This window comes from Bacillus cereus group sp. BfR-BA-01311 (assembly GCF_022664295.1).
GTDB lineage: Bacteria > Bacillota > Bacilli > Bacillales > Bacillaceae_G > Bacillus_A > Bacillus_A cereus.
Genome location: NZ_JAKUHC010000001.1, coordinates 520,508 through 541,129 on the forward strand (window position 1 = coordinate 520,508; position 20,622 = coordinate 541,129).

Sequence of the window (20,622 nt, forward strand, 5' to 3'; positions counted from 1 at the left end):
AATAAAGTGTTAAAAAAACAAACAGTTTGGTTATTAACGATGTTAAGTTTAGTTGTTGTACTATCTGTGTATTACGTGACAACTCCTGACAAAATGAATACAGCATCGCCGGCAACAGGTGAAAAGATTGGACAAGAAAAACAAGGTACTGATAAAGCAGTAACAAACGAAGCGCCTAAAGAAACTCCGAAAAAAGAAAATACAAGCAAGGAAACAACAAATAAAGAAACAGACAAAAAAGAAAATGCAAAAAAAGAAACAAGTAAAAAAGAGGGCAATGTATCAGTTCAATCAAGTGATGAGAATTTCACAGCTTTACGTATGCAAATGGAAGATCAGCGTAGTGAACAAAAAGCAAAATTACAAGAAGTGATGAGTTCAACAAAAGCTTCAGCAACAGAAAAGAATAAAGCGAAAGAAAATTTTGATGCCATTACGACAATGGAAACGAAGCAAGAATTACTTGAGACAGTAATTAAATCTCAAGGAGGATATCCAGATGCTCTTGTAAGAGCTGATGGCACTGATATTAGAGTAACGGTTAAAGCGGCAAAACATTCACAGAAAGAAGCAAATAAAATTATTCAACTTGTAAGAAGTGAAGGCGGATCAAAAGATGTAGGTGTGAAATTTGATCCACCAGCGAAATAAGTGAAACTTTAATCCGTGGGGATTTCCCTGCGGATTATTATCTTTTACTAAGCAAAGGGTATGCAAATAGTAAAATAGAGTATGTAAGTAAATGTGTGAATAGAAAAAAGCTATCATTTTCGATAGCTTTTTTCTATGTCGTCTTTGTAATTATTTTTACTATGTTCAACTCGGAATGGAGAAACACGTTGTGAGTAAAAGATTAATGGTTCATGGTACTGATGATTACTTTTTCCGGATTTGACGTGGATGAAAAGAACGCATGCCCAAACGATTACGGCAGGTAAAAAGAGAATGAGCCATATCATATTTCCACACCTCAACACAATATATTTTCTACACTTTGAACATACTATTCTTATATGAAGGAATGATGAACGGCGTGTAAACAAAAAAATAATATTTGGTAAAAATATGTTATTGACTATAGGTGTGGTGAAGAGTGAGGAGGGAATGGCATGTTTGCTTTGTAACGTTTTGCAAAAGTAGTGAATGTTTTTTAAGAAGTGGTCTTGCCAATTTCATGTGAAACTTGGTATTATTACTAGGTATTAAATTTTTATTGGAATAATATTTTTACAGGAATTTCGATTTATTATAAAGAAATATAAATTGGAATGTTTAAAAAATTTATCGTAAGATGGAAATAGTAAATATTTCTATTAGTTAATGAAATATATTTTCTAATAGAGTACATCGTATTTTTACAGTCAATCTAGTTTTCGTGACGAGAATCTGTAAAAACGGGACAAACAAGAGTATGGGAGTGGATTTTACATGTTTAAAATTCAAGAAGTTCGTGAATTAATTAAATTAATTGATAGCTCTAATATTGATGAATTTGAATACAAAAAAGACGGTACAACAATCAAAATGAAAAAGCGTGGTAATGAAGTTGTTGCTGTGCAAGCACCTGCAGCAAAACAAGCTATGCAACCAGTAGCGCCTGTTGAAGTTGAAACGACAGTAGCAGCAGCGCAAGCAGAAGTGCCAAAACAAGAAGAGAAGAAGGTTGTTCAAAATGAAAACCTACATAAAATCACATCACCGATGGTAGGTACATTCTATTCTTCTTCTTCGCCTGATACACCTCCATATGTAAGTGTTGGGGATAGAGTATCGAAAGATTCTATCGTATGTATTGTCGAGGCTATGAAGTTATTTAACGAAATTGATGCTGATGTAGAGGGCGAAATTGTTGAAATTCTTGTTAATAACGGACAGCTTGTTGAATATGGACAACCGCTATTTCTTGTAAAAGCGTAATAAGGGAGTCTTTGTGATGATAAAAAAAGTATTAATAGCCAATCGTGGGGAAATTGCTGTACGAATTATTCGTGCTTGTAAAGAAATGGATATTGAAACAGTTGCAATTTATTCAGAAGCAGATAAAGAGTCACTTCACGTACAGATTGCAGACGAGGCGTATTGTGTAGGACCAACGATTTCGAAAGAAAGCTATTTAAATTTGACAAACATTATTAGCGTTGCGAAGTTAACAGGCTGCGATGCTATTCATCCGGGATACGGATTTTTAGCAGAGAATGCAGATTTCGCAGAGTTATGCCGTGAATGTAACTTGATTTTTATCGGTCCAAGTCCAGAAGCTATTTCAAAGATGGGCACAAAAGACGTTGCTCGTGATACAATGAAAGAAGCAGGGGTTCCGATTGTACCAGGTTCACAAGGGATTATTAAAAATACCGAAGAAGCGATTGAGCTTGCTAATCAAATTGGATATCCAGTTATTATTAAAGCGACTGCAGGTGGCGGTGGAAAAGGTATTCGTGTTGCACGCCATGAAGAAGAGCTTATAAAAGGAATTCAAATTACACAGCAAGAAGCTAGTACCGCTTTTGGGAACCCTGGTGTATACTTAGAAAAGTACGTTGAAGATTTCCGCCATGTTGAGATTCAAATAATGGCAGATACACATGGAAATGCCATTCATTTAGGAGAGCGTGATTGTACAATTCAGCGCCGTTTGCAAAAACTATTAGAAGAAAGTCCATCACCTGCACTTGATGAAGAGATTCGCAAGCAGATGGGTGAAGCGGCAGTTAAAGCGGCGGTAGCGGTTGATTATACAGGTGCTGGTACGGTTGAGTTTATTTATGAATATAAAACGAAAACCTTTTACTTCATGGAGATGAATACGAGAATTCAGGTTGAGCATCCGGTTACTGAAATGGTAACAGGAATGGACTTAATTAAAGAACAAATTCTTGTTGCTTCAGGAGAAAAGTTATCGTTACAGCAAGAAGAAGTACAATTTAATGGTTGGGCAATTGAATGTCGAATTAATGCGGAAAACCCTGCCAAAAAATTTATGCCATCTCCAGGTAAAGTAGAAATGTACTTACCACCAGGAGGATTTGGTATTCGCGTCGATTCAGCTGTATATCCGGGATATTCAATCCCACCTTTCTATGATTCGATGGTTGCTAAATTAATTGTTCACGGAAAAACACGTGAAGAGGCAATTGCAAAAATGAAGCGCGCACTTAGTGAATTTGTCATTGAAGGCGTACATACAACAATCCCGTTCCATTTGCAATTGCTAGATCATCCTGATTTTGTAAAAGGTGAGTTTAATACGAAATTTTTGGAAGAGCATGAACTTGTGACGCAGTGATACATTAAAGGAGGTTTTTTTCATGGCTGAACATATGTTAGATATGGGTCAAGATACAACTCTTGGTAAAGTAGAAATTGCACCAGAAGTAATTGAAGTAATTGCAGGTATTGCAGCTGCTGAAGTAGAAGGTGTAGCGGCAATGCGCGGTAATTTTGCTACAGATGTTGTTGAGAAGTTAGGTAAGAAAAATCATGGTAAAGGTGTAAAGGTTGAATTAGCAAACGAAGATATTATCGTTGACCTTTATGTTGTAATGTATTTTGGTGTAGCAATTCCAGTTGTTGCACAAAAGATTCAAGACAATATTCGCCAAGCACTCTTTACAATGACAGGACTTGAGCCAAAAGAAGTGAATGTTCACATCGTTGGCGTAACATTCGAAACACAAAAAACAGAAATCGAACCAGTGTAAGAATGAAAAGGTGCCTAGTAACATAGGCATCTTTTTTATCGTTTCATTTCTTCACAAATTACAACCCTCTAATTATTATACTATTTCAAAAAATAAGAAATAAACAAGAAAATGTGTCGTTTTTCCAAAAAACGTACATTGTGATAAGATATGGAACTTGAAGTTAATCTTTTTATTATTTTTCAGCCTTGTAACCCGTGTGTGAAACGATAAATTGTGTTATTATCATTGTATTATAAGGTTGGAAAATCAATGAAAACTGTAAGAGTAAGTGAATTGACGGCTTATAAATTATAATAATATAACAAAGTATAAGGAAAGACTTGAAGCATAAAGGAGAGTTACAATGAAACGTAGGACGGCTAGAGAAAGAGCAATGCAAGCATTATACCAAATGGATATTACAGGTGAATTAGAACCGAAAGTAGCAGTGGAAAACACGCTAGATGAAGGCGAAGAAACAAATGAGTTTCTAGAGTCACTTGTAGTAGGTTTTGTAGAAAATAAAGAAGCAATCGATGAAGCGATTCGTCAAAATTTAAAAAAGTGGAAGCTTGAGCGTATTAGTATTGTTGATCGCAGTATTTTACGTGTAGCTGTGTATGAAATGAAATACATGGAAGAAATTCCACACAACGTAACAATTAACGAAGCAATTGAAATTGCTAAAACATTTGGGGATGAGGAATCTCGTCGTTTTATTAACGGCGTTTTATCTAATATAAAAGATACACTGTAAATTCTTTAAGGGGGAATCTTAAAATGGTAGCAGTAATCATCAAAGGAAATGAAGTTGCGGAGAAAAAACGAGCACAATTAACAGAAGAAGTTGTGAAGTTGAAAGAGCAAGGTATTGTACCAGGATTAGCAGTTATTTTAGTTGGAGAAGATCCAGCATCTCGTTCTTATGTGAAAGGAAAAGAAAAAGGCTGTGAACAAGTAGGGATTTACTCAGAGCTAATTGAACTTCCTGAAACAATTACTGAGGAACGTTTGCTTGCTGAAATCGATCGCTTAAATGGCGATGACCGTATTAATGGCATATTAGTGCAATTACCTTTACCAAAACATATTGAAGAAAAAGCTATCATTGAAAGAATTTCACCAGAAAAGGATGTAGACGGATTTCATCCAATCAGCGTGGGACGTATGATGACGGGACAAGATACATTCCTTCCATGTACACCGCATGGTATTGTAGAATTAGTAAAAGAAACAAATCTTGATATTTCTGGAAAACATGTAGTAGTAATTGGAAGAAGTAATATTGTCGGTAAACCAGTGGGGCAATTGTTTTTAAATGAAAATGCCACTGTCACATATTGTCATTCTAAGACGCAAAATATGAAAGAGTTATCGAAGTTAGCTGATATTTTAATCGTAGCTGTTGGACGACCTAAAATGATAACAGCGGATTATATTAAAGAAGGGGCGGTTGTAATTGACGTTGGTGTTAACCGTTTAGAAACAGGAAAACTTTGTGGTGATGTTGACTTTGACAACGTGTTAGATGTTGCGGGTTACATTACACCTGTGCCAAAGGGTGTTGGTCCAATGACAATCACAATGCTTCTTCATAATACTGTTGAATCTGCCAAACGTGCAGGTGTCGTTTGTAAATAATTTGAGTCGGCTATGAGGAGAGAGAAATGGAGAAGCAATATTTAACCGTTACAGCGTTAACACGCTATATAAAAACAAAAATAGAATATGATCCGCATTTGCAGTCTGTTTGGTTAAAAGGTGAAATTTCCAACTTTAAAAATCATAGCCGTGGCCACATGTATTTTACATTGAAAGATGAAAATGCAAGAATCGCAGCGGTTATGTTTGCGGGCCATAATCGTAATATTAAATTCAAACCTGAAAATGGGATGAAGGTACTCGTGAAAGGAAAAATCTCTGTTTACGAGGCGAGTGGTTCTTATCAAATTTATATTCAAGACATGCAGCCTGACGGAGTCGGAAATTTACATTTAGCGTACGAACAGTTAAAAGTTCGTTTAGAAGAGGAAGGACTTTTTTCTCAAGTTTATAAAAAAGCGATTCCTCCTTACGCTAAAACAATAGGTGTGATTACGTCGCCAACAGGAGCAGCGATTCGTGATATTATAACAACGATTAAACGTCGTTATCCAATTGGGAATGTTATTGTATTTCCGGTACTTGTACAAGGGGAGTCAGCGGCTCCCTCGATTGTACAAGCGATTCGTACAGCGAATGAAATGGGAGAGATAGATGTACTAATCGTTGGTCGTGGTGGAGGTTCTATTGAGGAATTATGGGCTTTCAATGAGGAAATGGTTGCAAGAGCAATCTTTCAGAGTGAAATTCCTATTATTTCGGCAGTAGGCCATGAAACAGATTTTACAATTGCAGATTTTGTTGCAGATTTACGCGCGCCAACACCGACCGCAGCAGCTGAGTTGGCAGCACCTAACATTATAGAGTTACAAGAAAAGGTATTACAAAGAACTCTGAGATTGCAAAGAGCAATGAGAGAGTTAGTACATAAAAAAGAAGAAAAACTACAAGTGTTGCAAAAATCGTATGCGTTCCGTTATCCAAGACAAGTATATGAGCAAAAGGAAGAGCAATTAGATAGAGCGCTAGAACAGCTTGTTTTAGCGAAAGAGCGCTATATTGATAAAAAGGTGAATCAGTTAAAGCAACTTTCATTTTATTTAGAGAAGCACCACCCATCTCAAAAAATTATGCAAACGAAGGTAGCTGTGGAAACGTTGCAAAAGCAATTACAACGTGAAATGCAAACGTTACTTCAAACGAAAGAATTTGCCTTTGTAAGAGCTGCTCAAAAACTTGAAGCGTTAAGTCCGCTTAAAGTAATGATGAGAGGGTACGGGCTTGTATATGATGAAGAGAAGCAAGTGTTAAAAAGTGTGAAAGATGTAAGCCTTGGAGATGCTGTTTCAGTTCAATTACAAGATGGAATACTAGATTGTAGCGTATCAGGCATAGAGGAGCGTGAATTGAATAATGGAAAATAAATTAAGCTTTGAAGAGGCAATTTCGCAACTTGAGCATCTTGTTTCTAAGCTAGAACAAGGTGACGTACCTTTAGAAGAAGCGATTTCTTATTTTAAAGAAGGTATGGAATTATCTAAGCTTTGTGATGAGAAGCTGAAGAATGTACAAGAACAAATAGCAGTTATTCTTGGGGAAGATGGAGAGCTTGAACCGTTTACTGCTTTAGGAGATGAAGCATAGTGACGATTGCTTTTGATACTTTTTTGAAAGAAAGTAAAACTTTCGTAGAAGAAAAACTTGTAAGCTATGCAAATGGATTACAATGTCCAAATGTACTTCGTGAAGCGATGGCATATTCTTTGGAAGCGGGTGGAAAACGTCTCCGCCCGTTACTTTTGTTTGCAACATTACAAGCGTTTGGGAAAGAAAGAAATCTTGGAGTAGGTGCAGCTTGTGCTCTTGAAATGATTCATACATATTCGTTAGTTCATGATGATTTACCTTGTATGGATGATGATGATTTAAGAAGAGGAAAGCCCACAAATCACAAAGTATTTGGTGAAGCGATGGCAGTTTTAGCAGGAGATGGCTTATTGACATACGCTTTTCAAGTTATTATGGCATATGAGCAAAAAGAAATTTCTGCTGAAAAAAAAGTAAGACTTGTACTTGAACTCGCAAAAGCAGCAGGACCAGAAGGAATGGTTGGCGGACAAGTGGCAGATATGGAAGCGGAAGGGAAACGCCTTACGATTGATGAATTGGAGTACATCCATAAACATAAGACCGGAAAACTACTTGAATTTGCTGTACTTGCGGGTGCGATACTTTCTGATGCGACAGAAGAGCAAGAAGAAAAGTTGCTTACGTTTGCCAAATATATCGGTCTAGCTTTCCAAATTCGAGATGATATTTTAGATGTCGAAGGAACTGAAGAAGAGATTGGAAAACCGATTGGTAGTGATCTTTCTAATGAAAAGAGCACATATACGACGTTGTTTACTGTAGATAGAGCAAAGGATATTTTAGAAGAAACAATTGCAGAAGCAAAAGGTGCGATTAGCTCCTTGCAATTACAAGATGAATATTTACTATCTATTTGCGATTTGATTGCAAAACGTAATAACTAATATAACAGCGTTTTCATTTGTTGAGTCATTCATCATTTTATGATATAAATGTAGGAAAAGGTTTTTCTTTTCTTGTTATTGGCAAAAATATATGTAGATTACATTGCCGTTATCACTTCGTGTTAGCGGCTATTTTTTTCATCGCCTAAAGAAATATGGTTTATAATAGGATTAAGGCGCAATAGACTGGTTAATAGCGGGACAAGACGAAAAATAGAAAAGAGAATTTCTTGTTTTGTGTAAATGTTTTTTATAATATTTGACATGTTGACAGATTATGAAATGAAAGTGAGTGATCCATGTGGATCTAACGCAAATTCAAAACCCTAGTTTTTTGAAAGATATGTCTATCAGTGAACTAGAGGGATTGAGTGAGGATATTCGTAAGTTTTTAATTGAAGAGCTCTCTCAAACAGGTGGACATATTGCACCTAATTTAGGTGTAGTAGAACTCACAATTGCTCTGCACAAATTATTTGATAGCCCGCAAGATAAATTTTTATGGGATGTAGGACATCAATCCTATGTACATAAAATTTTAACTGGACGCGCGAAAGAGTTTGGCACATTAAGGCAATATCAAGGTCTATGTGGTTTCCCGAAACGTTGTGAGAGTGAGCACGATGTATGGGAAACTGGTCATAGCTCGACTTCGTTATCGGCTGCAATGGGAATGGCTCTGGCACGTGATTTAAAGAAAACGAAAGAATATGTTATACCAATTATTGGAGATGGTGCTTTAACAGGCGGAATGGCTTTAGAGGCATTGAACCATATTGGACATGAAAAAACAGATATGATTGTTATTTTGAATGATAATGAAATGTCAATTGCACCAAACGTTGGTGCGCTTCATAATGTGCTCGGTCGTTTACGTACCGCAGGAAAATATCACTGGGTAAAAGATGAATTAGAGTATATATTAAAGAAAATTCCAGCAGTTGGCGGGAAAGTGGCTGCGACAGCAGAGAAAATAAAAGATAGTCTTAAATATTTACTAGTATCTGGTGTCTTTTTCGAAGAGTTAGGCTTTACATATTTAGGTCCAGTCGATGGGCATGATTATGAAAAGTTATTCGAAACGTTGCAATATGCAAAGAAAACAAAAGGCCCAGTACTCGTTCACGTTATTACGAAAAAAGGAAAAGGTTATAAACCGGCTGAGAGTGACGTTATTGGAACTTGGCATGGAACAGGACCTTATAAAATTGAATCAGGTGACTTCGTTAAGCCGAAAGAAGTTGCACCAGCATGGAGTGCTGTCGTTAGTGAAACAGTACTTAAGCTAGCGAGAGCAGATGAGCGTATCGTAGCAATTACACCTGCAATGCCTGTTGGATCAAAACTTGAGAAATTCCAAAAAGAATTCCCAGATCGTATGATTGATGTAGGTATCGCAGAACAGCATGCTACAACAATGGCAGCAGGTATGGCAACGCAAGGAATGAAGCCATTCTTAGCGATTTATTCAACATTTTTACAAAGAGCATATGACCAAGTTGTTCATGATATATGCCGCCAAAATTTAAATGTTTTCATCGGAATAGATCGTTCGGGATTAGTAGGAGCAGATGGTGAAACGCATCAAGGCGTATTTGATATCTCATTCTTACGTCACTTGCCGAATATGGTGCTTATGATGCCGAAAGATGAAAATGAAGGTCAACATTTAGTTTATACGGCGATGCAATATGAAGATGGACCAATCGCATTGCGTTATGCGCGCGGTAATGGACTTGGCGTTCATATGGATGAAGAATTAAAGGCGATTCCAATCGGTACGTGGGAGACGTTAAAAGAGGGTACACAAGCAGCTATTTTAACGTTTGGTACGACAATACCAATGGCAATGGAAGCAGCTGAGCGTCTTGAAAAAGCTGGGGTTTCAGTGAAAGTAGTGAATGCTCGCTTTATTAAACCAATGGATGAAGCATATTTACATGATCTTCTAGGAAAGAATATACCGATTTTAACGATTGAAGAAGCTTGTTTAATCGGTGGTTTTGGAACAGGAGTAGTTGAATTTGCATCTGAAAATGGTTACCATAGTGCATTGGTTGAACGAATGGGTATTCCAGACCGCTTCATAGAGCACGGAAGTGTAACAAAATTATTAGAAGAAATTGGTTTAACGACAGATGCTGTTGTAGACCGTATTCATACAATGATTCCATCAAAACAAAAAAGGGCGTAACAAATGAGCGTAAAAAAAGAAAGAGTAGATGTACTATTAGTAGAGCGAGGACTTATAGAAACGCGTGAGAAAGCAAAGCGCGCCATTATGGCCGGACTCGTATATGCGAATGAGATGAGACTTGATAAGCCAGGAGAGAAAATCTCGCAAGATACTGAGATTACGGTGAAGGGACAAGTTATGCCGTATGTAAGTCGTGGTGGTTATAAACTTGAAAAGGCATTAGAGACATTTCATCTTGATTTACAAGATAAAGTTATGATAGATATTGGTTCATCAACTGGTGGCTTTACAGATTGCGCGCTTCAAAATGGAGCGAAATTATCTTATGCATTAGATGTAGGATACAATCAACTAGCGTGGAAATTACGTCAAGATGAGCGTGTTGTTGTAATGGAACGAACAAACTTCCGTTACGTGACACCAGCAGACTTAGAACGTGGTTTACCTCAATTTGCAAGTATTGATGTTTCATTTATATCATTAAAGCTTATACTGCCAGTTTTAAAAACAATGCTTATGCCTAACGGAGATGTAGCAGCGTTAATTAAACCGCAGTTTGAAGCTGGAAGAGAGCAAGTTGGGAAAAAAGGTATCGTTCGCGATAGAAAAGTACATGAAGCTGTTGTAGAAATGATTGTCGAGTTTGCTTTAAAAGAAGGCTATGATGTGGAAGGTTTAACATTCTCACCAATTACGGGTGGGGATGGTAATATTGAATTTTTAATTCATCTGAAATGGCATGGTGAACGTGAGAATGGCGAAAATCATTCTCCGATTTCTATAGAGCAAGTTGTTACAGAAGCGCATGAAGTTCTAAAACAAAAAGGGAAAGGGGAATAACATATGTTGTTCCTCTTTTTGCTGTAATTGTATAATGATTGTAAAAACAATTGTGTACAAGAAACGAATTATAAGTTAACATAAATAAGTGAAGTATACCAATGTTTAAACTATGGTAAGAGATAGTGTGAGGTGCAAATGTATGAATAAAGGTCAGCGCCATATTAAAATCAGGGAAATTATTGCAAACAAAGAAATTGAAACACAAGATGAATTAGTTGATATTTTACGTAATGAGGGATTTAATGTAACGCAAGCAACAGTATCGCGCGATATTAAAGAACTGCACTTAGTGAAGGTGCCATTACATGATGGGCGCTATAAATATAGCTTGCCAGCAGATCAACGATTTAACCCGTTACAAAAATTAAAACGAAATCTAGTGGATTCATTTGTAAAATTAGACACGGCAGGACATATGCTTGTGCTAAAAACATTGCCTGGTAACGCTCATTCACTTGGAGCACTTATTGATCATTTAGAGTGGGATGAGATCATCGGAACCATCTGTGGTGATGATACTTGCTTAATTATTTGCCGTACACCTGACGATACAGGTGTTGTCTCTGATCGTTTCTTAAATATGTTGTAACAAAAAATCTTGTTTGCTTTCCATCGTAAAGTGGAAAGTGAACAAGATATTTTTATTGGTTAAAAATATGAATTTTCAATTGTAATATAATATTTTGTTTGCATAAAGTTAGAAAATAGATGGATTGACCCGTAAAACAAATGTTTGGTACAATGAAGCGGGTTAGAAGAGTATATACATACAAATATATAGCATGATTATTTGAATGAAGAACTGAGAAAATCCTTTAGTAAGGGATTATTTTATAACGAGGTGAATGGGGCATTGTTATCGGAATTATCGATTAGAAACTTTGCTATTATTGAAGCATTAAATATTTCTTTTCAAAAAGGTTTAACGGTTTTAAGCGGTGAAACAGGGGCCGGAAAATCGATTATTATTGATGCAATTAGTTTACTTGTAGGTGGCCGTGGATCAGCAGAATTTGTTCGATATGGAACAGAGAAGGCTGAGATTGAAGGGCTATTTTATGTTGAAGATGAGAAGCATCCATGTATTGAAAAGGCAGAAGAGTTAGATATAGAAATAGAAGATGGCATGATTATTTTAAAGCGTGATATTGCTGCGAACGGGAAGAGTGTATGTCGTGTAAATGGGAAGCTTGTTACACTTAGCATATTAAAAGAAATTGGGAAAACACTTGTTGATATTCATGGACAGCACGAAACGCAAGATTTAATGAATGAAGAACGACATCTGTTTATGCTTGATCACTTTGATGGGGATCGAATCGTTAAACAATTAGACATATATCAAAACGTATACGCTGACTATGAAAAATTAAAAAAACAATTGAAATCGTTAAGTGAAAATGAGCAACAAATGGCACATCGCTTAGATTTAATTCAATTTCAGCATGAAGAAATTCGCAAGGCGGATTTAAAGATGGATGAAGAAAATGAATTAACTGAGGAACGATTGCAAATTTCTAATTTTGAAAAGATTTATAAAGCGTTAGGTGATGCATATCGTTCGTTAAGTGCCGACGGACAAGGGTTAGATAATGTAAGAAGTGCAATGGGGCAAATGGAAAGTATTACACATTTAGATGAAGTGTATCAGGAGAATCATGATTCAATTGCAAATAGCTATTACTTATTAGAAGAGGTTGCCTATCAACTGAGAGAAAAGCTCGATATGATGGAATATGATCCAAATCGTTTAGATGAAATCGAAACACGTTTGAATGAAATTCGTATGCTAAAGAGAAAATATGGAAATACTGTAGAAGAGATTTTAGCGTATGCTGATAAAATTGAACAGGAAATTTTTACGATTGAAAATAAAGACGTTCATATTGAAACGACGAAGAAACAGTTGAAGGAATTAGAAAGTGTTATTCTGAAAGAAGCAACGTTGTTAAGTAATATGCGTCATGAGCTTGCAGAACACCTTACAAATGCAATTCATCAGGAATTAAAAGAATTATATATGGAAAAAACGAAATTTGAAGTGAGAATTATGAAGAGAGAAGGAAATGTAGAAGAGCCCCTTGTGGAAGGTGCGCCGGTAAGACTTACGGCGGATGGTTACGATCATGTGGAATTTTATATTTCAACGAACCCAGGAGAGCCGCTAAAACCACTTTCAAAGGTTGCATCTGGCGGAGAGTTATCTCGTATCATTTTAGCTTTAAAAAGCATTTTTTCTAAGCATCAAGGGGTTGCATCTGTTATTTTTGATGAAGTGGATACGGGTGTAAGTGGCCGGGTCGCACAGGCTATTGCGGAAAAAATTTATCGAGTATCAGTAAACTCGCAAGTACTTTGTATTACGCACTTACCTCAAGTAGCTTCAATGGCAGATTCACATTTATTTATTCGAAAACAAGTAGCGAATGATCGGACAATTACATCGGTTACTGTTTTAACTATGGAGGATAAAGTAACAGAAATAGCTCGAATGATTTCTGGTGTGGAAATCACAGATTTAACGACAGAGCATGCGAAAGAATTACTTACGCAAGCGCATCATTTTAAACAGACAGCAGAGGCTATCCAGTAATGGATAGCTTTTTTTCTCAAATGACGATTTCTTAATTCTTCCGGTTATAAATAAAGCACTGCAAGGAGAGATTAAAAAGTGAAGCCAAGAGGCTGAATGTGGGGTAGGAGCGAGGAGAGTGAACAAGTTGAAATTAGAAAAATTTCGAAAAATAATAGGTCTTTGTCTCCTTGTTTCTTTAGTTTTTATTGGATGTTTTAAACCGCTTCGAACGTTTATTTCATCACCGAAACAACTTGTTGTTTTTGAAGGACAACAATCAGAAATATCATCATTACCAGTTTTCAAAGCTTCATCCACAAATCGTCATGTATTTACAGTGAGTTCGAATGAACAAAAACAAGGACTTATGGTAAATTCTCATCAAAATGGTGAAGCTGATATGGTATTTCAGCTTGCTGGTTTTCCAGTAAAAAAAGTAAATGTGAAAGTGTTAAAAGATTTTAAAGTGATTCCAGGTGGACAATCAATTGGTGTGAAATTAAATACAAAAGGTGTACTTGTTGTAGGCCATCATTTAATTCAAACTGAAAAAGGTAAAATATCTCCTGGTGAAACAGCAGGTGTACAAATTGGAGATATGATTACTGAAATTAATGGTAAAACAATTGAAAGAATGAGTGATGTAGCACCGTTTATTCATAATAGTGGAGAAACAGGTGAACCGCTTAATCTTGTATTGTTAAGAGATGGAAAATATATTCGTACGAAGCTAACTCCACAAAAAGACAACGGTGAATCGTCTTATCGAATTGGCTTGTATATCCGTGATTCGGCAGCTGGAATTGGAACGATGACATTTGTTCATCCAGATTCTATGAAATATGGGGCACTTGGTCATGTTATTTCTGATAATGATACGAAAAAGCCGATTCAAGTCGAAGATGGACAAATTATGCGCTCGACAGTTACATCAATTGAAAGAGGTAGTCATGGGAATCCAGGGGAGAAATTAGCAAGATTCTCACCAGACCGTGAAGTGATTGGCAATATTACAATTAATAGTCCATATGGTATTTTTGGAAAATTAAATACGAATATGAAAAACGGTATAATGGATAAAGCAATGCCTATCGCATTATCTCATCAAGTAAAAGAAGGACCGGCAAAAATATTAACAGTTATTGATCAAGATAAAGTAGAAGCGTTTGATATTGAAGTCGTTAGTACAGTGCAGCAAAAATTCCCAGCCACAAAGGGTATGGTAATAAAAGTAACAGATAAACGTCTATTAGCGAAAACGGGCGGTATCGTACAAGGAATGAGCGGAAGTCCAATTGTACAAAATGGAAAAGTAATTGGTGCTGTTACACATGTATTTGTAAATGATCCAACATCAGGATATGGTGTTCATATTGAATGGATGTTACATCAAGCTGGAATTAATATTTATGATCAAGAGAAAAAAGCGAGCTAATATATATTATTAGCTCGCTTTTTCTGTTGAAAAATTCGTTGAAATTTTGTAAAAGCTCCGCAAGAGGTGTTTTTTGTTGTAAAATAAAAGGAAAGGGTTGAACGTTTCGTTGTATTTCTATGATGGAATGTGTTGCGAAAGGGAATAAATGAACGATAAACATATTTTTTTGTGATTTTATCGGAAAGTAAGAAACTTTAAAAGGGAATTTTCACACAATTGTCGAACAATTCATGTAGCCTAGAAGGATACACATGTCGGAGAATCGATTCGGTAAGGGAGGAAAAGCTGTGGAGAAAATTAAAGTATGTCTTGTGGATGATAATAAAGAACTAGTATCAATGTTAGAGAGCTATGTAGCCGCTCAAGATGATATGGAAGTAATCGGTACTGCTTATAATGGTCAAGAGTGTTTAAACTTATTAACAGATAAGCAACCTGATGTACTCGTTTTAGACATTATTATGCCACACTTAGATGGTTTAGCTGTATTGGAGAAAATGCGACATATTGAAAGGTTAAAACAGCCTAGCGTAATTATGTTGACAGCATTTGGCCAAGAAGATGTGACGAAAAAAGCAGTTGACTTAGGTGCCTCATATTTCATATTAAAACCATTTGATATGGAGAATTTAACGAGTCATATTCGTCAAGTGAGTGGTAAAGCAAATGCTATGATTAAGCGTCCACTACCATCATTCCGATCAGCAACAACAGTAGATGGAAAACCGAAAAACTTAGATGCGAGTATTACGAGTATCATTCATGAAATTGGTGTACCCGCTCATATTAAAGGATATATGTATTTACGAGAAGCAATCTCCATGGTATACAATGATATCGAATTATTAGGATCGATTACGAAAGTATTGTATCCAGATATCGCAAAGAAATATAATACCACAGCAAGCCGTGTGGAGCGCGCAATTCGTCACGCAATTGAAGTAGCTTGGAGCCGTGGGAATATTGATTCTATTTCGTCCTTATTCGGTTATACAGTATCCATGTCAAAAGCAAAACCTACGAATTCTGAGTTCATCGCAATGGTTGCGGATAAGCTGAGACTTGAACATAAAGCTAGTTGAGAGTAGAAGTAGCAATGGGTTTTCGTTTTAGTAAAACCGATGTATGCTGGAACGCTATGCTCGATGTTAATTTTAAAGCCAATAAACTTTTTAATGAAAGACCAATGAATGTTATAATTCGTTGGTCTTTTTATTTTGTTGAGAAAAAGAGATTATTTGATATCATGGGAAATAAAACCTATTTTTAGTAATATTACATGTAAGTGAGTTTTTTTATAAGGTAATAAAATAGATATAGATAGGGAGAAGGGGAATGGAAAATAAGATTTCAACTTGGCTAGGAATAGTAGCAGCTATGGGAGTTCTTGCTATTGCAGTTACATTTGGAATGTTAGAACTTGCAGATAATCCAGTAGATAAAGAAGTGAGCGCTCAAATAGATAAAAAAGAAGACCAAACAATAGTAGGTAGAGAGGTGGATGGGGTCTTTGTTGATGTGTATGTTACTGAAAATTCTACTGAAAGCGAAGTCATTACAGCGATGCATCGCATGACTCATCAAAAAGTGGTGGCAGAACGAAAATCGGGCTCTATCCCAATGATTCAAAGTAATGCTAAAAAATTAAAAGAAATTATAAATAAGAGTAGCTTTACGAAGAAAAATGAACTTTTAGCAATTGCTGATAGATGGGCGAAAAAAGATTTTAGTAAAATTGTAGAAGATCACAATTATTTCTCGGATGCTCAAGAAGATAGCGTTTGTAAAGCAACTAGAGCAATGGATGCGTTAGAAGAGCAACATTATATTTTAACTACATTCGGGGAGGAAAAAGCGAAAGAACTATACGAATCAGGGGATGCTCCGCACGTTCAATAAAAAATAATATAAAGGGCTTCTAGTTTTTTTATGATCGTGTTTTTAGGACGCAATGGGGACTTATAAATAAATAGTCTGCTTTCTTTATGACGTGTAACAAAAAAAGAAAAGATGTGATTCATTATTAAATGATGAAGGAACGGCTAAATCACATCGTAGTACATCTGTTAAAGGATTTTAGTAGGAAAGGCATCCGTGATATAATAGAAAATAATAAAAAGTCCTGCAAAACAGGACTGTATTATTCTTCGTCTTTATTTTGTTTTTCTAATTCAACTAGCTTTTGAATTAAAATGTGCTGCGGCATATGCATGAGTTGTTCAAGTGGAACACCTAGTGCTTTTGATAAGCGGACTGCAGTATCTGGAGAGATTTGTAATGGTCTCATAGAAGTACCTCCTTTTTCGTATAGTATAGCATAAGATTGGGGGAGTGAGGATGACTCTTATATTTGCACATCGTGGTGCGGCTGGAACGTACCCAGAAAATACAATGATTTCATTTGAAGCGGCTGAGTCTTTTAGAGCGGATGGAATTGAACTTGATGTTCAATTAACGAAAGATGGAAAAGTTGTCGTCATTCATGATGAAACGGTGGACCGGACAACAAATGGAAAAGGCGCGGTTCGGAATTATGTATATGAGGACTTATGCAAGTTAGATGCAAGTTATAAATTTGGTGATAAAGTAGGTTTTTGTAAAATACCACTTTTAGAAGAGGTATTAGAATGGCTTGAACAAACGAGTTTGCTACTTAATATTGAACTTAAAAATAATAAAATTCCATACAGAGGTTTAGAGGAAGAAGTTATAACGCTTGTACGGAAATTTAGTCTAGAGGATCGCGTTGTATTTTCTTCGTTTAATCACTACAGTATGAAACGGTGCCATATGATGGCTCCTGATATTCAAACAGCAATTTTATATCGCGAAGGTTTGCATAGTCCGTGGGCATACGCGAAAAAAATGGGGGCTACAGCAGTACATCCGAATTATCGTTACCTTCAAGATGCTATTGCCGAACTAACGATGGAAAGTGGTGTAGAGGTTCGCCCTTATACAATTAATGAAGAAACGCTTATGCGTAAATATTTTGATATGAATATATCGGCGATTATTACTGATTACCCTGAAACGGCAAGAACGTTAATGCCAATAAAAAAATGAGACCGCGTGTAACGGTCTCATTTTTTTATTTATAAATAGTGGGGCATTCCTATCTTCTAAAGCGAGCTTGTACTTTATTTCGTTTACGGTCTCGGTGCAAGACGAAGCCACCGAAGATATAAAACCCGAGCCCGAAGCAGAGAGCGCCGATTAAAAATTGTAACCACAGTATAGAGATTGGTGGAAATAGAATCCCGAATACAGTATCTCTCATTAACTTTATACCAAACACAGCTAATGAAATAGGGATGAGTGCTAATAGTAGAGCAACGTAACGCTGCATACATAACGCTCCTTTTCAGATTATTTCGTATATTTTAATGATGTTATACGGAAAGGGGGTTTGTCAAGAGGGTGCTGAACGAGTAAGATAAGGGTGTGAAAAAATTTGCAGAGTTACTTCGAGAGGAAGTGGAATATATGAAACAAAAAGTATTAATTGTTGGTGCAGGTGAAGGCGGGAGCGCACTGCTGAATCTGTTACAAAGTTCGAATATATTTCAAATTATAGGGATTATTGATATAAATCCGTTGGCAAAAGGATTGCAAATTGCTAAGGAATACGGGATTGCAATTGGAGAGAATGTAACTCCATTTCTTTCTATGCATATCGATGTAATATTTGATATGACAGGTGAAGATGATATGCATAAGGTTTTATTGGAAAAAAAGAAAAAAGACACTCTTCTTATACCAGGTGATATCGCAAAAATTGTTACAGGATTAGCGCATGAGAAGGAAGGGCTAATTGGGCGATTAGAGGAACAAACGCAACAAGGAGAATTAATTTTAAATTCTACACATGACGGCATGATCGTAATTGATCGAGAGGGACAAGTTCGTCTTTTTAATAAAAGTGCAGAGCGTATTATCGGATATAAAAAAGAAGAGGCGATAGGAAAATATATTTTAGAAGTCATTCCAACTAGTAAATTACTTCGCATTATACGTACGAAACAAATAGAAGTAAATTATGAACTAACATTAGAGAATGGAAAGAAAATTATTACAACGCGTATACCGATATTAAAAGAGGGCGGAGAGGTACAAGGGGCATTTGCAATTTTTAAAGATATAACAGAAGTTGTAGATTTAGCGGAAGAAGTTACAGATTTAAAGGAAATTCAAACACTATTAGAGGCAATTATTAACTCATCTGAAGAAGCAATTTCGGTTGTGGATGAAAAAGGAAGAGGTTTAGTCATTAACCCGGCATATACGAAATTAACGGGTTTAACAGAAGAAGATATTATTGGGAAGCCTGCTACAACTGATATTGTAGAAGGCGAAAGTATGCATATGAAAGTACTTCGAACGCGTCGTGCGGTGCGCGGAATACATATGAAGATTGGGCAAAAAAAGCGCGATGTAATTGTAAACGTGGCACCAGTCATTGTGGATGGAATATTGAAAGGAAGCGTCGGCGTTATCCGTGACGTGTCGGAAATTCAAAAGTTAACAAATGAATTGAATAGAGCAAGGCAAATTATTCGCACATTAGAAGCAAAATATTCATTTGATGATATTGTCGGGAATTCAGATGAAACAACGGCAGCTATCGAACAGGCGAAGCTAGGAGCAAATACACCAGCAACAGTACTGTTACGCGGTGAATCTGGGACTGGTAAAGAATTGTTTGCACATGCAATCCATAATGGAAGTAATCGAAAATACAATAAGTTCGTCCGTGTAAACTGTGCGGCCATTTCGGAGACGTTGTTAGAAAGTGAATTATTTGGTTATGAGGAAGGGGCGTTTTCTGGAGCGAAAAGAGGCGGGAAACGTGGGTTCTTTGAGGAAGCAAATAACGGTAGTATTTTTTTAGATGAAATAGGGGAGTTGTCTGCAAATACACAAGCGAAACTCCTTCGTGTACTGCAGGAAAAAGAAATTGTAAAAGTTGGTGGAACGAAAGCGATACCTATTAATGTTCGAGTAATTGCAGCGACGCATGTGAATTTAGAAAAGGCTATTTTAGAAGGGAAGTTTAGGGAGGATTTATATTATCGATTAAATAAAATCCCAATTCAAATTCCATCTCTTCGTCAACGTAAAGGAGATATACCGACAATTGCGGACAGATTGATTCAAAAAATTAATCAAGATTACGGTCGTAATGTAGAAGGGCTCACTGATTCAGCCATTTTATATTTACAATCATACGAATGGCCAGGGAATGTGAGGGAACTTGAAAATATTCTGGGAAGAGCTATTATCTTTATGAATTATAACGAGACCTATATTGATGTACACCATTTACCGCCATTACATAACGAAGAGCAGGTGGAGTCAAAGCAATCTCATTTATTACCTGAATTAGAAGAAAAGCCACTTGAACATTTAGTGACAGAGTTTGAAGGGAATATTATTCATGAATATTTGGAGAGATTTGATGGGAATAAAACGCAAACTGCAAAAGCGTTAGGAATTTCCGTTCGAAATTTATATTACAAGCTAGAAAAGTATGACCATGCAAAAAATAGCGTGCAATAAATTGCGTACCGTGCAATTTATTGCATGGTATACAAAAAGTGACAAAATAAGACAGAATCTTTTGTTATTTTCCAAAGTATTGATTTTACTGCATTTTGAATGCGTTTTCATTATTGGTAAGACCACTTTTAAAAGTTGGCACGGTATTTGCTTTATAAATAGACGAGGGACGACGGAAAGGGTTGATTACA

At 36.3% G+C, this 20,622-nt stretch carries 21 protein-coding genes; 18 read left to right on the plus strand and 3 right to left on the minus strand.

Features of this window, described 5'->3' with window-relative positions; translation table 11 throughout:
- Nucleotides 1-6: 6 nt before the first annotated feature.
- Nucleotides 7-651: a SpoIIIAH-like family protein gene (locus MR136_RS02810; protein WP_000914710.1), complete on the plus strand. Its 645-nt coding sequence runs from the start codon at nt 7-9 to the stop codon at nt 649-651.
- A 113-nt stretch (nt 652-764) separates the two neighbouring features.
- Here the strand turns inward: MR136_RS02810 and MR136_RS02815 are convergent, their stop codons facing one another.
- Entirely contained in the window at nt 765-959 is a 195-nt protein-coding gene (locus MR136_RS02815; RefSeq protein ID WP_002179810.1) for a hypothetical protein, read from the minus strand.
- Between the two features lie 469 nt (nt 960-1,428).
- On the opposite strand from MR136_RS02815, the gene accB reads away from it, so the two are divergent.
- From accB to MR136_RS02890, 15 genes are all read left to right on the plus strand, one after another.
- Nucleotides 1,429-1,917, plus strand: a complete 489-nt coding sequence (gene accB / locus MR136_RS02820) for an acetyl-CoA carboxylase biotin carboxyl carrier protein (protein ID WP_000472866.1) — start codon at nt 1,429-1,431, stop codon at nt 1,915-1,917.
- 16 nt (nt 1,918-1,933) lie between these two features.
- On the plus strand, nt 1,934-3,286 hold the full coding sequence (gene accC / locus MR136_RS02825; protein ID WP_000592871.1) for an acetyl-CoA carboxylase biotin carboxylase subunit: 1,353 nt from the start codon (nt 1,934-1,936) through the stop codon (nt 3,284-3,286).
- A gap of 22 nt (nt 3,287-3,308) precedes the next feature.
- Entirely contained in the window at nt 3,309-3,701 is a 393-nt protein-coding gene (locus tag MR136_RS02830) for an Asp23/Gls24 family envelope stress response protein (protein WP_000807630.1), read from the plus strand.
- 346 nt (nt 3,702-4,047) lie between these two features.
- Nucleotides 4,048-4,440, plus strand: a complete 393-nt coding sequence (gene nusB / locus MR136_RS02835) for a N utilization substance protein NusB (RefSeq protein WP_000830247.1) — start codon at nt 4,048-4,050, stop codon at nt 4,438-4,440.
- A 23-nt stretch (nt 4,441-4,463) separates the two neighbouring features.
- The gene (gene folD / locus MR136_RS02840; RefSeq protein ID WP_000226732.1) at nt 4,464-5,324 is read left to right on the plus strand and encodes a bifunctional methylenetetrahydrofolate dehydrogenase/methenyltetrahydrofolate cyclohydrolase FolD; all 861 of its coding nucleotides are present in this window, start codon (nt 4,464-4,466) and stop codon (nt 5,322-5,324) included.
- A 26-nt stretch (nt 5,325-5,350) separates the two neighbouring features.
- Nucleotides 5,351-6,709, plus strand: a complete 1,359-nt coding sequence (xseA, locus tag MR136_RS02845) for an exodeoxyribonuclease VII large subunit (RefSeq protein ID WP_000415251.1) — start codon at nt 5,351-5,353, stop codon at nt 6,707-6,709.
- On the plus strand, nt 6,699-6,929 hold the full coding sequence (gene xseB, locus MR136_RS02850; RefSeq protein WP_017673561.1) for an exodeoxyribonuclease VII small subunit: 231 nt from the start codon (nt 6,699-6,701) through the stop codon (nt 6,927-6,929). Before xseA ends, xseB begins: the two co-directional genes overlap by 11 nt.
- Complete coding sequence (ispA, locus tag MR136_RS02855; protein ID WP_000150380.1) at nt 6,929-7,819, plus strand: (2E,6E)-farnesyl diphosphate synthase; 891 nt, start codon at nt 6,929-6,931, stop codon at nt 7,817-7,819. Before xseB ends, ispA begins: the two co-directional genes overlap by 1 nt.
- 301 nt (nt 7,820-8,120) lie before the next feature.
- Nucleotides 8,121-10,013, plus strand: coding sequence for a 1-deoxy-D-xylulose-5-phosphate synthase (gene dxs / locus MR136_RS02860; RefSeq protein ID WP_000366452.1), 1,893 nt, complete (start codon nt 8,121-8,123; stop codon nt 10,011-10,013).
- A gap of 3 nt (nt 10,014-10,016) precedes the next feature.
- A complete protein-coding gene (locus MR136_RS02865) occupies nt 10,017-10,856 on the plus strand; it encodes a TlyA family rRNA (cytidine-2'-O)-methyltransferase (protein ID WP_000111875.1) in 840 nt (279 codons plus the stop codon).
- A 142-nt stretch (nt 10,857-10,998) separates the two neighbouring features.
- Entirely contained in the window at nt 10,999-11,448 is a 450-nt protein-coding gene (argR, locus tag MR136_RS02870; RefSeq protein ID WP_001032580.1) for an arginine repressor ArgR, read from the plus strand.
- Between the two features lie 264 nt (nt 11,449-11,712).
- Entirely contained in the window at nt 11,713-13,452 is a 1,740-nt protein-coding gene (gene recN, locus MR136_RS02875) for a DNA repair protein RecN (protein ID WP_000947768.1), read from the plus strand.
- Between the two features lie 118 nt (nt 13,453-13,570).
- Nucleotides 13,571-14,869 carry a SpoIVB peptidase gene (gene spoIVB, locus MR136_RS02880; protein ID WP_002000940.1) on the plus strand — a complete coding sequence of 433 codons (1,299 nt, stop codon included), beginning with the start codon at nt 13,571-13,573 and terminating at the stop codon, nt 14,867-14,869.
- A 290-nt stretch (nt 14,870-15,159) separates the two neighbouring features.
- Nucleotides 15,160-15,954 (plus strand): sporulation transcription factor Spo0A, encoded by a 795-nt coding sequence (spo0A, locus tag MR136_RS02885; RefSeq protein WP_011110369.1) that lies wholly within the window; start codon nt 15,160-15,162, stop codon nt 15,952-15,954.
- Between the two features lie 253 nt (nt 15,955-16,207).
- Entirely contained in the window at nt 16,208-16,771 is a 564-nt protein-coding gene (locus tag MR136_RS02890) for a PRK06770 family protein (RefSeq protein ID WP_061457700.1), read from the plus strand.
- Between the two features lie 241 nt (nt 16,772-17,012).
- On the opposite strand, the gene MR136_RS02895 is transcribed toward MR136_RS02890, so the two are convergent.
- A complete protein-coding gene (locus tag MR136_RS02895; RefSeq protein ID WP_001247671.1) occupies nt 17,013-17,159 on the minus strand; it encodes a YycC family protein in 147 nt (48 codons plus the stop codon).
- A 50-nt stretch (nt 17,160-17,209) separates the two neighbouring features.
- On the opposite strand from MR136_RS02895, the gene MR136_RS02900 reads away from it, so the two are divergent.
- Entirely contained in the window at nt 17,210-17,938 is a 729-nt protein-coding gene (locus MR136_RS02900) for a glycerophosphodiester phosphodiesterase (protein WP_061457699.1), read from the plus strand.
- Nucleotides 17,939-17,987: 49 nt separating this feature from the next.
- On the opposite strand, the gene MR136_RS02905 is transcribed toward MR136_RS02900, so the two are convergent.
- Nucleotides 17,988-18,221, minus strand: a complete 234-nt coding sequence (locus MR136_RS02905; protein ID WP_001190211.1) for a DUF2627 domain-containing protein — start codon at nt 18,219-18,221, stop codon at nt 17,988-17,990.
- Between the two features lie 137 nt (nt 18,222-18,358).
- Between MR136_RS02905 and MR136_RS02910 the strand changes: the two genes are divergently transcribed.
- Nucleotides 18,359-20,431, plus strand: coding sequence for a sigma 54-interacting transcriptional regulator (locus MR136_RS02910; RefSeq protein ID WP_242259253.1), 2,073 nt, complete (start codon nt 18,359-18,361; stop codon nt 20,429-20,431).
- The last annotated feature ends 191 nt before the right edge of the window (nt 20,432-20,622 follow it).

Coding starts and splice junctions, on each gene's coding strand:
- argR (WP_001032580.1), top strand. CDS start 10,999: ATGAATAAAGGTCAGCGCCATATTAAAATCAGGGAAATTATTGCAAAC.
- folD (WP_000226732.1), top strand. CDS start 4,464: ATGGTAGCAGTAATCATCAAAGGAAATGAAGTTGCGGAGAAAAAACGA.
- nusB (WP_000830247.1), top strand. CDS start 4,048: ATGAAACGTAGGACGGCTAGAGAAAGAGCAATGCAAGCATTATACCAA.
- accC (WP_000592871.1), top strand. CDS start 1,934: ATGATAAAAAAAGTATTAATAGCCAATCGTGGGGAAATTGCTGTACGA.
- MR136_RS02865 (WP_000111875.1), top strand. CDS start 10,017: ATGAGCGTAAAAAAAGAAAGAGTAGATGTACTATTAGTAGAGCGAGGA.
- MR136_RS02815 (WP_002179810.1), bottom strand. CDS start 959: ATGATATGGCTCATTCTCTTTTTACCTGCCGTAATCGTTTGGGCATGC.
- MR136_RS02910 (WP_242259253.1), top strand. CDS start 18,359: ATGAAACAAAAAGTATTAATTGTTGGTGCAGGTGAAGGCGGGAGCGCA.
- xseA (WP_000415251.1), top strand. CDS start 5,351: ATGGAGAAGCAATATTTAACCGTTACAGCGTTAACACGCTATATAAAA.
- MR136_RS02905 (WP_001190211.1), bottom strand. CDS start 18,221: ATGCAGCGTTACGTTGCTCTACTATTAGCACTCATCCCTATTTCATTA.
- MR136_RS02900 (WP_061457699.1), top strand. CDS start 17,210: ATGACTCTTATATTTGCACATCGTGGTGCGGCTGGAACGTACCCAGAA.
- xseB (WP_017673561.1), top strand. CDS start 6,699: ATGGAAAATAAATTAAGCTTTGAAGAGGCAATTTCGCAACTTGAGCAT.
- MR136_RS02890 (WP_061457700.1), top strand. CDS start 16,208: ATGGAAAATAAGATTTCAACTTGGCTAGGAATAGTAGCAGCTATGGGA.
- accB (WP_000472866.1), top strand. CDS start 1,429: ATGTTTAAAATTCAAGAAGTTCGTGAATTAATTAAATTAATTGATAGC.
- MR136_RS02895 (WP_001247671.1), bottom strand. CDS start 17,159: ATGAGACCATTACAAATCTCTCCAGATACTGCAGTCCGCTTATCAAAA.
- MR136_RS02830 (WP_000807630.1), top strand. CDS start 3,309: ATGGCTGAACATATGTTAGATATGGGTCAAGATACAACTCTTGGTAAA.